This is a genomic window from Paenibacillus sp. FSL W8-0426 (genome assembly GCF_037969725.1).
GTDB classification, from domain to species: domain Bacteria; phylum Bacillota; class Bacilli; order Paenibacillales; family Paenibacillaceae; genus Paenibacillus; species Paenibacillus hubeiensis.
In genome coordinates, this window is the sequence record NZ_CP150203.1 from 2,146,294 (window position 1) to 2,159,853 (window position 13,560).

General features: G+C 52.7%; 9 protein-coding genes. All 9 read left to right on the forward strand.

The genetic code is table 11. The features are described 5' to 3' along the window. Positions 1-79: 79 nt before the first annotated feature. A complete protein-coding gene (locus tag MKY59_RS09900) occupies positions 80-1,609 on the forward strand; it encodes an ABC transporter substrate-binding protein (RefSeq protein WP_236417968.1) in 1,530 nt (509 codons plus the stop codon). A gap of 223 nt (positions 1,610-1,832) precedes the next feature. Then, on the forward strand, positions 1,833-2,525 hold the full coding sequence (locus tag MKY59_RS09905) for a hypothetical protein (protein ID WP_339277326.1): 693 nt from the start codon (positions 1,833-1,835) through the stop codon (positions 2,523-2,525). A gap of 337 nt (positions 2,526-2,862) precedes the next feature. After that, positions 2,863-4,647, forward strand: coding sequence for a sensor histidine kinase (locus MKY59_RS09910; RefSeq protein WP_236417963.1), 1,785 nt, complete (start codon positions 2,863-2,865; stop codon positions 4,645-4,647). A gap of 42 nt (positions 4,648-4,689) precedes the next feature. Beyond that, positions 4,690-6,309: a response regulator gene (locus tag MKY59_RS09915; protein ID WP_339277329.1), complete on the forward strand. Its 1,620-nt coding sequence runs from the start codon at positions 4,690-4,692 to the stop codon at positions 6,307-6,309. A gap of 125 nt (positions 6,310-6,434) precedes the next feature. Beyond that, positions 6,435-8,120 (forward strand): extracellular solute-binding protein, encoded by a 1,686-nt coding sequence (locus MKY59_RS09920; RefSeq protein ID WP_339277331.1) that lies wholly within the window; start codon positions 6,435-6,437, stop codon positions 8,118-8,120. Between the two features lie 246 nt (positions 8,121-8,366). Then, positions 8,367-9,257, forward strand: a complete 891-nt coding sequence (locus MKY59_RS09925; RefSeq protein WP_236417956.1) for an ABC transporter permease subunit — start codon at positions 8,367-8,369, stop codon at positions 9,255-9,257. 30 nt (positions 9,258-9,287) lie between these two features. Next, positions 9,288-10,166, forward strand: coding sequence for a carbohydrate ABC transporter permease (locus MKY59_RS09930; protein ID WP_236417954.1), 879 nt, complete (start codon positions 9,288-9,290; stop codon positions 10,164-10,166). Positions 10,167-10,203: 37 nt separating this feature from the next. After that, positions 10,204-11,280 (forward strand): arabinogalactan endo-1,4-beta-galactosidase, encoded by a 1,077-nt coding sequence (locus tag MKY59_RS09935; protein ID WP_339277333.1) that lies wholly within the window; start codon positions 10,204-10,206, stop codon positions 11,278-11,280. Between the two features lie 42 nt (positions 11,281-11,322). Further along, the gene (locus tag MKY59_RS09940) at positions 11,323-13,395 is read left to right on the forward strand and encodes a beta-galactosidase (RefSeq protein WP_290371469.1); all 2,073 of its coding nucleotides are present in this window, start codon (positions 11,323-11,325) and stop codon (positions 13,393-13,395) included. The last annotated feature ends 165 nt before the right edge of the window (positions 13,396-13,560 follow it).

Below are 13,560 nucleotides of genomic sequence, written 5' to 3' on the forward strand. Positions count from 1 at the left end.
AATGAACCCTGTGCGCATCAAGCGGAATTGGGGAAATGCTGCGGGCAGGGTTCTTCACAAATTCATGGGAGGGGTTCATGTGTTGAAATCGATCAAGGTATGGCCGCGAATTGCGGCGGCAATCATGGCGCTCAGCCTGGTGCTGGCGGGCTGCTCGTCCGACAAGGGAGGAACGACTCCGGCAGCGGAAGGCGGCGGAGGGGGCGAAAGCGCAAGCACGCCTTCGTATGAGGTAACGCTTTATTACCCGGGAACGCCGCAGAAGGACGTGGCGTTGGTGGAAGCGGAAATCAACAAAAAAATGGAGCCCAAAATCGGCGCGACGCTCAAAATCAATGCGATCGATTGGGGACAATGGGACAACAAGCTTAATCTGATGATTTCTTCCGGAGAAAAGTCGGACATCATCTTCACCGCGGCGTGGCAGAACTACACCGTAAACGTGGCCAAGGGAGCATTCCTGCCTTTGAATGATCTGCTCGATCAATACGGCCAGGACATCAAGAAAAACCTGGACCCGGCCTTCCTGGAAGGTTCCCAGGTGGATGGCGTGAATTACGGCGTTCCGACCAACAAGGAGCTGGCGGCGACCCGCGGAGTGCTTGTGCGCAAAGATCTCGCCGACAAGTACAACATGGACCTTTCGGCGGTGAAAACGTGGGCAGACCTGGAACCGCTGCTCAAAACGATCAAGGACAATGAACCTGGCGTCACGCCGTTCTACATGTCCAACACCAACGGCAACGGGTTGCTGGAGAATCTGGACTGGGATTATCTGGGCGATGCTTCCGTGCCTGGAGTCATCTCCAAAACGGCCGGAACGACGACCGTGCTGAACGAAGTGGAAACGCCTGAATTCAAGGAAGCCGCGGCGCTCGCCCGCAAATGGTATCAGGCAGGGTACATCAACAGCGATGCGGCGACGTCCAACGTATTCCCGAAAGACCAGGCCAAAGCTGGCAAAGCATTCATGTGGACGGACGGCATGAAGCCCGGCAAGGACAAGGAAGAGGAAGGATACGTCGGATATCCCCTGACTCAGATCGAAATGACGCAGCCGACCATTACGACAGGCGATGCATCCGGCGCGATGCTGGCGATTTCCCGATCGTCCGAACAGCCTGAAAAAGCGATGCAGGTCATCAACCTGCTGCACTCCGACAAAGAAATCAACAACTTGCTGAACTTCGGCATCGAGGGCAAACATTACGTGAAAAAAGAAGGCGAAGACAACATCATCACCCTGCCTCCAGGCGTGGATGCCAACAGCCGTACCTATAATCCAGGTGCCCAATGGCAGCTCGGGAATCAATTCCTGAACTACCTGTGGGATAACGAGGACCCGCAGAAATGGGAGAAATTCAAGGAATTCAATGCCAAAGGCGTCAAATCGCCTGCGCTTGGATTCACGTTTAACAGCCAATCGGTCAAAAACGAAATCGCGGCGGTCAACAACGTGAACAAACAGTTCAAACCGGGCATGACATCCGGCGCAGTCGATCCGGACGAGATGATCCCGAAATATTTGGAAAAGCTGAAAGCGGCAGGCATCGACAAAATCATTGCTGCCAAACAGGAACAGCTGGATGCATTCCTTTCCAAAAAATAGACCGTGAATTACAGGCAGCAATTTCAACGTTAGCCATAAATTCGGCCAGCCAAGGCGTCCCGACATGTTGTCGGGGCGTCTTTGTGTGCAGGACCGGCTTCCCTGCATGCGTGGCTTGTTTCTTGTGCAAGGCTTTTCTCTTTTTTTGCTGAATTCAGTTGGATTATAAATCATTTACAGGAAAAATATGATATAATAGGGCGGATCATTAGGGGGTGTTCCGGTGTCGAGGGCAAGGCTGGTCTGTTCCGCAATATTGTTGATGTTTGCGATTATGTTTACGTTCAAGCATCATCTGGGTTATTCCGTGGGGGATACGATATTGTCGCATTTAGGGGTGTCCCCGTATACCAAGTCCTATATCAGCGGCGTGCACGTTACGTTTTTTGTCGGCATAGGGCTGATATGGTGCGGATATTATGTTGTGCGCAGAGAGTTGATGCAGGCCTACCCTCGTTTGGCAAAGAAACTATGGCTGGTCGTCCTTCTTGTTATTGTTAGCTACCCCTACGTCAGCGACAAAATGATGTATTTGACCAAATGGGGCGCAACCGGCATGGATGGTGTGTATTTCGTTCGGGACGAGAGTTCCTGCATCTACAACGTTCAAGAGAGCGGCGTGACCGGAGCGGCGTGCACGATTACGCTTAAAAACTACGGCAGACATGATGTAAGCGTGGCGCTCAAGCCGGATCTGGCTCGTACGTATGGAAATCAGGATGACCCGTTGTTTAATACGTTAAACTCGGTGGAGCTTAGCCCGGTGCATCTGGATCTAAAGGCACATGCCGCATTTAGCGGCAGATTAGTGTTTAAGGGGCAAGCCAAGGCGCCTTTTCAAGTGGGTGGGCGGCTGACGGATATCGTGTTCGACGTCACGGCCGAGGGAAAAGATATTGTATTGGAAGAACCTTGATCAAAGTGTATTTCTAAAAACAGCAATGGATTTATTGGTTCTATACATAGAAGAAACAAACCTAGAAATGATGTTTATTACTCTGGTTCTCTTGAGAAGAGCTGGCTGCGGCCGGCTCTTTTTTTCGTACGACCGGAAGTTGTATTAAGTGCAGAAATATTGGTTTTGTCGCCTTTAACCGCTTATTGACAACGCTTACCCTATATAGAGACCGCTGCCATGGAAAGGAATAAAGGGGCATGGGTCCTTCAAGAAGGCCGAAAAAAGGAATTGTAATTGGCTTTGGCATCGCTAAAATAGAATACACTGACAAATTAAGCTAAGGTGAGATGAGAAAATGTCGTACCGGACGAACTTGTTTTCCAAAATGATGATACTGATCTTGATCATGCTGATTCCGGTCGTGCTGCTATATGGGTATTCCAACCATAAAACGACTGCCGTGCTTCGCGCCGAATTAAACCGTTCCAACAGCACCCAGCTCGAATTTTTTCAAAATCAGGTCAATACGCATTTCGAGCTGCTGTCCTCGTGGCCCAACCTGCTGATTCACGATCCGGATATCTCGAGCTTTCGCCGGATTTACGTCGACAGTGAATACTTTGACCTGGACATGATCAATTTGGTCAAACGCATTCAAAAAAAGCTCAGCATCCAAGAGAGCTCGTCCAACTGGACGACCAAACTGTATCTATACTCCCCTTCACTGGGCAGGGTGGTGTCGGAACGGGATGCCCGTTCCTATGATCCGAAATCGCTTCAGGGCAACATTGCGACAGGTTGGAACGTGCGAAAAGTCGAGGAGGGCGAAGATACCAAATTTGTGTTCAGTTGGATTACGTCTTCGCCGTATTGGATCAACGACCCGGCTCAAAATGCCGAAACGCTGATCAAGCTTGAGTTCAACAGCGACAATATCCGGGATATGCTGGACAAGTTCAAAGGAGATGGACGCCACGATCCCTTTTATTATCGCGAAGACATGGGCGTCGTATATAACCGGACGTCGGATCGCGAGTTGACGGGTGAACTGATCCGGGAGCTATCTTTCGACAAGCTCAAAAACGTGGACAGCCGGACCGTCGTCATCGATGGCGAGCCCTATATGGTAAATACGGTGAAATCCCGAACGACCGGATTTTATCTGGTGGATTACATGCCGCTGTCCGATATTTTAAAACCGATCCATCAATCGAACACGCTGTTCTATGGCTCGATGATCTTTTTGTTGATCACCGGCGCCCTCGTCGCCTATTTGCTGTACGTACAGGTACAGATGCCGGTCAAACAGCTGATCCGCGGTTTCCAGCGACTGAAGCAGGAGGATTATTCCGTACGGATCAAACCCAAGGGCAAAAACGAGTTCAGCTTTCTGTCCGAACGGTTCAATTCCATGGTGGAAAAAATACAGCAGCTGTTCGAGCATGTCTATCTCGAGCAGATCCATGTGCGGGAAGCGCGCTTGAAACAGCTGCAATCGCAGATCAATCCGCACTTTTTTTATAATTGCTTCTCGTTCATCACTAGCATGGCGAAGCTGAAGCGCGTGGATGCCGTCGTGGCTATGTCCCACAACCTGTCGAGATATTATCGGTACACGACCCGGCAGGAACGCGATCTGGTCCCTCTCAGGGAAGAGATCGAATTTGTGACGTGTTATCTGGAAATTCAACAAATGCGCATGGAGCGAATCCGCTATACGGTAGAATTGCCGGATCGTTTGCTCGGGCAGGACGTGCCCCCGCTGATCGTGCAGCCGCTCGTCGAGAACGCGGTGATTCACGGCATCGAAACAGACGCTGAAGCCGGCCAAATCCGGGTTTCCGGCGAGATCCGGAACGGACTGATGGTGTTGGCTGTGGAGGATGACGGGCAGGGCATGGATGAGCTTGCTCGCGCAGAGCTGCAGCATAAACTGACGGGCGCAATGGATCAGGAGATGGGCTGCGGTCTTTGGAACGTGAACCAGCGCCTGCAGCTCAAGTACGGCGACCGGGCTGGCATGAGCATTGCGGAATCGCCGCTTGGCGGACTGAAAGTGACCTTATTCTGGCCTGCTTCCGATGGCGAGTTATTCGACGAAATGGAGAGGCAGCATGGACAAGCGGAGTTAGACGAGTAACGATGAAATCAAACATGACGATACAGACAGGGAGTGACGAAGGTGATCGACATTTTGCTGGTGGATGATGAAACGTATGTGACGGAAAGTCTGGAAATGACCATTCCGTGGGGAGAGCTTGGCGTAACGACCGTGCTGCGCGCGGCTTCGGGAAACGAAGCGCTGCGGATTCTGGAAGAAAACGCAGTGGACGTCGTGGTCACCGACATCCGCATGCCTGGCATGACGGGGTTGGAACTGATCGCTGAGATCGGCAGCCGCTGGCCGCACATTCGCTGCATTTTGCTTACAGGACATAGTGATTTCGAATATGCAAAGAGGGCCATTCAGCTGCAGGCTGCAGACTACATCCTCAAGCCGGTGAACGACGACGAGTTCATGTCTTCCGTTACGGCTGCCATTACGGCGCTGCGCGGGGAATGGGATGAATTCGACAAATACCACAGACTGCTCTACAGCCGCAAGTCGGACTACAAAATTTTGCGGGAAAATTTGATGCACGATCTGCTGTTGGGGCGCGAAATGACAACCAAGGCGCTTGGCGAACAGTTGTCCGAATACGAAATTCCGCTTCAGCCGGACAAGCCGTCGGTCATGATGCTGATCCGTCTGACGGGACGGTTCGCGGCCATGGATCAGCAATCGCTCGACCTGATGGATTTTGCCGTCGGCAATATCGCCGAGGAAGTGTTCGGGCAGCAATTCAACGTATGGTTCGCACGGGGACCGCACGACTGCCTCGTCATGCTGATACAGGACCCGAAAGGAACGGAAGGACCGTTGGAAGCGTCCGAATTAAAGACATGGGCCGCAAAGTTCCGCGAACATGTCATCCGTTATTTGCAGGGAGATCTGTTCCTTGTCGCCACCTCGCCTTTTCCATTCGGCGAATTGCCGGTCGTTTACCGCAAAAGCCTAGGTTCATTGGTACTGTCCGGCCCGGATCAGGATGCCATCGTTTTGCTGGAAAAAGACATGGACAAGCGGCCGGAGAACGATGCGGCGCAAGTGTTGGAGGAATTGTACAAACCGCCGATGCTGCCCCAATTGTTGGAAACGAAGCAATGGGATGAGGCCGCCCGCAAACTGAACGCGGTTTTTGATGCCGCTGAACGGGTTCGGCTCGCAAGGGAGCACGTTTACGAGATGTATTTGTCGGTCACGAACGCTTTTATGTACATTGCGCATAAACAAGGCCATTTGGTGCATGAAATCGATCATGCGGGCTTTGATCTTCTGCTTGCGCATCAACTGATCCAATCGCCGGAGCGATTGCGCCGCTGGGCGATGGAAATGCTGGCCAAGCTGCAGGAGGAACTGTCCGACCAGGATGGCACGCAGAGCCGCAGGCATGTGATCAAACAAGTGCAGGAATTGGTGGCAAGGGATGCGGGACAAGAGCTGTCCGTCAAGATGATCGCCGACAAGGTCTACTTGCATCCCGTCTATCTGTCCAAAATCTACAAGGCGGAGACCGGCGAAGGCTTGGGCGACTACATGATCCGGATGCGAATGGAGCGCGCGCTGTATTTGCTCAAACACACAAACAAAAAAATATACGAGATCACCAGCGAGCTGGGGTATCAAAATCCCCAATATTTCAGCAAAATGTTCAAAAAACATTACGGTATGACCCCCAACGAATTCAGGGACCAGGCATAAATGTCATCTTTCATTCGTCATATAGGTTGCATAAGGTGCAGAAATCTTGTTTTCGTGACATAGGCTGAAAGCCTTGGCACACCTATAATGAAAGGGTAACCAAAATGATCGAAGGGGGAACAACAATGAGAGCGAATTCTACGAAAAAGAGATGGCTGTCGCTTCTCGCCACAACAACCTGTCTGGCCGTCGTTCTGGCCGGATGCGGAGGGGGCAATGGCAGCGGTGATAGCGCAAGCTCAAGCTCGTCTGCCACCCAAAATGAATACAAAGAAAAATATGATCCGGAAGTGACCATTTCCACGGTATGGGGGATCGATCCGGAGCTGAAATTCAAAAACGGGGAATCCATTGAAAATAGCGTAGCTACCAAATGGGCCAAGGAAAAATTCGGGATCAACATCAATTCGCTGTGGTCCGTGACCGACACCAACGGTGCGTTTGCAACCAAGCTGCGGCTCGCGATGTCCTCCGGCCAAGAGATGCCGGATGTCGTTACCGTCGGGGATAACCTGCTTGCCCAGGATTTGATCGATTCCGGCATGTATCAAGAAGTGGGTCCGTTGTTCGACAAATACGCATCTGATACATGGAAAAAAGCGATGGAACAGGATCCCAACGTATGGAACCAATACATGCGCGACGGCAAACGCATGGGGATCCCGGTACTCGATTATGCGTACAACAACGACTACCTGCTCTGGATTCGCCAAGACTGGCTCGACAAGTTGAACATGGAAGCTCCAAAAACGATTGACGAATTAGAGACTGTTATGGAAGCGTTTAAAAACAAAAATCCGGACGGCCTTGCACCGGATAAAGTGACGCCGCTCAGCATCGGATTCAAAACATCCATGAACACCTGGATGGGGGATCCTTCCTGGATCTTCGGTGCATACGGCACGCTGCCGTTCCAGTGGAATGAAAGCGCAGACGGCAAGCTGGAATACGGGTCCATCCACCCGGGCATGAAAGAAGGTTTGGTCAAACTGAGCGAATGGCTGAAAAAAGGCTACATTCCTCAGGAAGCGGCGCTGTGGGACGAAAATAAAACCGCAGAGCCTGCGGTTGCCGGCACGGCGGGGATTATTCCAGGTCCGTACTGGATGAGCGGTTGGCCATTGAAAGACACGGTTAAAAACGCTCCGGGCGCGGTATGGAAACCGATTCAGATTCCGACAGGCCCGGATGGCAAAGCGATGCGTCATGGCACGCCGTTCGTCAATGGCGTCATCTTGATCAAAAAAGACATGGAGCATCCGGAAGCGTTCTTTACCTATGAGAATTACCTGTTCGACAACTACGCCAACCCTGAACCGGGCAGCCCTTACGATAACGGCTTGTTCGAAGGGTATGATTATCAGCTGGACGCCAACGGCAAACAACTGCCGATCGAAGAAATCGACGGCGGTTATGTCAATGTCGTTCGCTATCTGCTCGTTCGCGACGGCGCACGCATTCCCGATGCACAGATGAAAGCACTGCTTAACCTTGCGGACGGCAAAGAGCCGGAAACGAAGCTGGAGAAGGACGTTGCCGTCAACTACGGCAGCGAAACGCCTGCGGCAGCCAAAGTGCTGCTTTCCCAAGAAGATATTTCGTACAAAAACATGTTTACCGGTCCTACGACCCAAACGATGAAGTCGAAACTGGATTACCTGAACAAAATCGAGAATCAGGCATTCAACGAAATCATCTATGGAAAAAGTCCGGCCGATGCGTTCGACACGTTCGTGCAAACGTGGAAATCGGGCGGCGGCGACCAGATTACCCAAGAGGTCAACGATTGGTATGCTAGCGTGAAAAAATAAGCTTTGCAGCGCGCGGAACTCGGCTTCCGCGCGCTTTTTTTTGCGCATGCTTCCGAGGGCGGAAACGACTTGGAACGCGGATAAAGGCGGGTTTTTCCCCTTTTTGTGCCGATGCCCGAAAGTGGTTGCTTTTGTGCCATTTATATTGCTTTTATGTGCTGTTTGAGCGTCCGGACAGGTTGATATAATCGCACTATAAGCCACCCGGAAACAGCTTGGGTAGGAAGAACTACAGGGGGAGCACTCATGAGAACATTGAAACGAACTTGGCCATTTCACGTAATGCTGCTGCCGGCCGTCATCTTTCTGATCATTTTCAGTTATGTGCCGATGGGCGGCATCGTGATGGCTTTCCAAAATTACAAACCTTGGTTGGGCATCGGCGGGTCAGAGTGGGTAGGACTCGACAATTTCCGCTTTTTATTCGAACGCGAGGATAGCCTTCAGGTCATCTGGAATACGCTGATTATCGCGGTGCTGAAACTGATCTTTAACCTGGCGGTGCCGTTTGTGTTCGCCATTCTGCTGAACGAGGTGCGCAAGATCGCCATACAACGGTCCATCCAGACGTTGGTGTATTTGCCCCATTTTCTGTCATGGGTCATCCTGGGCGGCATCCTGATCGACCTCCTGTCCAACGAGGGCTTAGTGAATCGGGTGCTCGGCACATTTGGATTGGGTCCTTACTTTTTCCTCGGCGATAATAATTGGTTCCGGTTTACGGTCATCCTGACCGACGTATGGAAAGAATTCGGGTACAACACGATCGTGTTTCTGGCAGCACTCGCAGGCATCAATCCGGCCTTGTACGAAGCGGCTGAAATCGACGGGGCGGGACGCTGGAAACAAACGCTCCATATTACGGTTCCTTCGCTCGTGCCGATGCTGATGGTCGTGGGAACGCTGGCGCTCGGAAACGTGCTTAACGCAGGCTTCGACCAAATCTTCAACCTGTACAACCCGCTGGTCTACCAAACAGGCGACATCATCGATACGTTCGTGTACCGCTCGGCGATGGTGAACGGCGAGATGGGCTTTGCGACCGCGATCGGATTGTTCAAATCGGTCATCAGCATGATCCTGATCCTCGTATCCTACGGCTTGGCCAAAAAATACGCCGGATACCGCATATTCTAATCGAATCGAACAGAGAAAGAAGGGACTACGATGTATCATAAATCAACGCCGTACCGCGTGTTCAGCATAGTCAATACTTGCTTCCTGATCCTGCTCGCCATCATGTGCATCATTCCGCTCATCCACGTGCTGGCCGTATCGTTCAGCACGAAGGCGGCAGCGGATGCGAACCTGGTAAGCCTCTGGCCGGTCGGATTCTCGCTGGAAGCGTACAAAAAAACGATGAACAATCCGATTTTCCTCAACTCGCTCTGGATTTCGCTGCTCCGCACGGTGGTAGGCACGGGGATCACGCTCCTCATTACCTTTTTGGCAGCTTATCCCCTGTCGAAGGAAAATAGTGAATTTAAAGGAAGAACGATCTATTCATGGCTGTTTGTTTTCAGTATGATTTTCAATGGAGGATTGGTACCGTTCTACATGGTCATCCAGAAGATCGGCCTGATGAACTCCTTCTGGGTTCTGGTACTTCCCGGCGCCGTTAACACGTTCCTCGTCATCCTGATGCTGAACTTTTTCCGGGGCATCCCGAAAGAGCTGGAAGAAGCGGCACTGATCGATGGCGCGAATCATTTTCGGACGCTGTTCAGCATCTTCCTGCCAATCTCCATGCCGTCCATTGCGACGATTGCGCTGTTCAGCATGGTATTCCACTGGAATTCCTGGTTCGACGGATTGCTCTACCTGAACAACGCCAAAGATTATCCGCTCGCGACCTTCCTGCAGACGGTGATCATCGGACGGGACATGAGCACGATGAGCATGGATCCGAAGGAGATGGATGCGATCTCGCAAACGACCGTGCGCGCAGCGCAAATTTTCATCGGAAGCGCGCCGATCCTGATCGTGTATCCGTTCCTGCAGCGTTTCTTTGTTAAAGGCATGACCCTGGGCTCAGTGAAAGGCTGAGCCCGGTATTTCCGAAAATGCGATGGAGGTTGATGAAGTGAGTAACCACAAGGAACAGCCGTTCATTCTTGGCATGGACGTGTCTTTCATGGACGAAATCGAACAGCACGGCGGCAGTTACAGCGACGTGGACGGCAAAGAACAGGATCTGCTGTCCATCCTGAAATTGAATGACGCCAATGCAATCCGTTTGCGGATCTGGAATGATCCTGTCGGCGGTTATTGCAACCTGGAACGCACGGTGGAGATCGCAAAGCGGATCAAGGCGCACGGCCTGCATTTCCTGCTGGATTTCCACTATTCGGATCGCTGGGCGGACCCGGCCAACCAATGGAAGCCGAAGGCATGGGAAAGCTTGTCCTATGAGGAGCTGCAGCGGGCAGTATGCACGTACACGGCCGATGTGCTGAACACGCTGAAGGATAATGGCGCCCTGCCGGACATGGTGCAGGTCGGCAACGAGATCACGCCCGGCATGCTCTGGAACGAAGGCCGTGTTGGCGGAGAAGAGAACGATACCGATGAGCAATGGGAGCGGTTTGCCGGTCTTGTGAAGTACGGCATCGCGGCAGTGAAGTCGGTGGACGCGAACATTCAGGTCATGATTCATATCGACCGCGGGGGAGACAATGCCGAGAGCGTGAAGTTTTATGACCGTTTCGAGCAGCTTGGCGTGGAATTCGACGTCATCGGCCTCTCGTTCTATCCATGGTGGCACGGCACGCTGGAGGCATTGCGCGATAACCTGCACGACCTGGCCGCGCGTTACGGCAAACCGATCAACGTGGTTGAAACCGCTTATCCTTGGACGCTGGAGCAGCCGGAAGGGCACGAATGGATCTTCAATCAGGAAGAGATGCTGCTGCCAGGATATCCCGCAACGGTGGAAGGACAGCGCAAATACTTGCAGGACTTCCTGCAAATCATCCGCGACGTGCCGGGCGGGCTGGGAGCCGGATTCTATTATTGGGAGCCCGCCTGGATTCCGAGCAAACCGGATTGGTCCGTGGGACATCCGAACAATTGGGGCAACCTGACGATGTTTGATTTCAAAGGACGCAAGCTGGAATCGTTCTCGGCGTTATCGACCGTACGCGAACAGCCAGCGACGTAATCGTGGGCAACATCAAGAAACGCGAAAAGGAGAGTTGTACTCATGACATATAAATATTCACCCGCAAGTTCCAAAGTGCCGCATATGCTGCATGGTGCCGATTATAATCCAGAGCAGTGGCTTCGTTATCCCGAGGTGCTTGAAGAAGACATCCGTCTGATGAAGCTGGCCAAATGCAACGTCATGTCCATCGGTATCTTCTCATGGGTTTCCCTTGAGCCGGAGGAAGGGGTTTATACGTTTGAATGGCTGGACCGTATTTTGGATGCGTTTGCAGCGGAAGGCATTTATGCCTTTTTGGCTACGCCGAGCGGAGCGAGACCGGCCTGGATGTCGGCGAAATATCCCGAAGTGCTGCGGGTAGGGGCTAACCGCGTGCGCAATTTGCACGGTTTCCGGCATAACCACTGTTATACTTCCCCGGTATATCGGGAAAAAGTGAACCAAATGAATACCAGGCTGGCTGAGCGGTATGCCGATCATCCGGCTGTCATTGGATGGCATATTTCCAACGAGTACGGCGGGGACTGCCACTGCGATCATTGTCAGGAAGCATTCCGCGGCTGGGTGCAAAAGAAATACGGCACGCTGGACGAATTGAATCACGCCTGGTGGACGACATTTTGGAGCCACACGATCACGGATTGGAGCCAGGTCGAATCCCCTGCGCCGCACGGGGAAACCCAAGTGCATGCGATGAATCTGGATTGGCGCCGCTTCGTGACGGATCAAACCGCCGATTTCATCGTGCATGAGACCAAGCCGCTCAAAGCGAAAAATCCGAATCTGCCGGTAACGACCAACCTGATGGAGTTCTATGAAGGGCTTAACTATTGGAAGTTTGCCGACATTCTTGATGTCCTGTCCTGGGACAGCTACCCGACGTGGCATGATGCCGACGATGATGCCAAGCAGGCCGCGCGCATCGGCATGATGCATGATATCGTGCGTTCCATCAAGGGAGGGCAGCCGTTCCTGCTCATGGAGAGCACCCCGAGTTCCACCAACTGGCAGGATGTCAGCAAACTGAAACGCCCCGGCATGCATCTTCTATCCTCCTTGCAGGCGGTAGCGCACGGTTCGGACAGCGTGCAGTACTTCCAGTGGAGAAAAAGCCGCGGCTCAAGCGAGAAGCTGCATGGCGCGGTCGTGGATCATGCCGGGCATGAGCATACCCGCGTGTTCAAGGATGTCTCGGATGTGGGCACCGTGCTGGAAGGCATGGATGCCATCGTCGGAACGTCCGTGCCGGCAGAAGTTGCCATCATTTTCGATTGGGAGAATCGTTGGGCCGTCAAAGATTCCCAAGGTCCGCGCAACATTGGCGTGAAGTACGAGGAAACGGTGCAGAGCCACTATGAAGCGTTTTGGAAAAAAGGCGTGGCGGTCGACGTGATTGACATGAATGCCGACCTGTCCAAGTACAAGCTGTTGATCGCGCCGATGCTGTACCTGATGCGGGAAGGCGTAGGAGAGCGAATCGAACGGTTTGTGGAGAACGGAGGCACGTTCGTGGCCACGTATTGGTCCGGCATCGTCAACGAGAACGATCTTTGCTTCCTGGGTGGATTCCCGGGCCCGCTTCGCAAAACGCTCGGCATCTGGTCGGAGGAAATCGACGGCTTGCACGATCGCGACCGGAACGGGATGACCCCGCTGGAAGGGAACGAACTGGGGCTGGACGCATCGTACGATGCGGTGGAATTGTGCGACCTTATTCACCTCGAAGGTGCGGAGGCGCTCGGAACATATCGCTCGGATTTCTACGCGGGCAGACCGGCATTGACGGTCAACCGTCTGGGCTCCGGCAAGGCGTATTACATCGCGGCCCGTTTCACGGAACCGTTCCATGACGATTTCTACGGCAGGCTCATCCGTGACCTGAACATCGAGAAGGCATTGGATACCGAGCTTCCGGCCGGAGTAACGGCCCATGTGAGAACCGACGGCACGGCAGACTACGTCTTTGTACAGAATTACACGCCTGACAGCAAACAGGTCGGGTTGGGCAGCCTGTCTTATACCGACTTGTTGACCGATGAACCGGTGGAATCCAATCTGGAATTGAAACCATACGACATTTGCGTTTTGCGCAGAGCGGCGGAGCGTGTCTAAGCACGCTTCTCCCGGCAGCCCTGCATGTCCTTCACCGGATGTGCAGGGTTTTTGCATGTTCTCTGTTACATGGACCACTTTTTCGGGAAGGATAAAGGAAAAGGGCGGCTATGCATCGAAATGAAAACGGGTAGCAATATAACTCAAGACATTCGGTCTGGGAGG

What these genes read in the sequence shown, in the direction of transcription:
- MKY59_RS09910 (WP_236417963.1), top strand. Translation starts at nt 2,863, where the DNA reads ATGTCGTACCGGACGAACTTGTTTTCCAAAATGATGATACTGATCTTG.
- MKY59_RS09920 (WP_339277331.1), top strand. Translation starts at nt 6,435, where the DNA reads ATGAGAGCGAATTCTACGAAAAAGAGATGGCTGTCGCTTCTCGCCACA.
- MKY59_RS09925 (WP_236417956.1), top strand. Translation starts at nt 8,367, where the DNA reads ATGAGAACATTGAAACGAACTTGGCCATTTCACGTAATGCTGCTGCCG.
- MKY59_RS09930 (WP_236417954.1), top strand. Translation starts at nt 9,288, where the DNA reads ATGTATCATAAATCAACGCCGTACCGCGTGTTCAGCATAGTCAATACT.
- MKY59_RS09940 (WP_290371469.1), top strand. Translation starts at nt 11,323, where the DNA reads ATGACATATAAATATTCACCCGCAAGTTCCAAAGTGCCGCATATGCTG.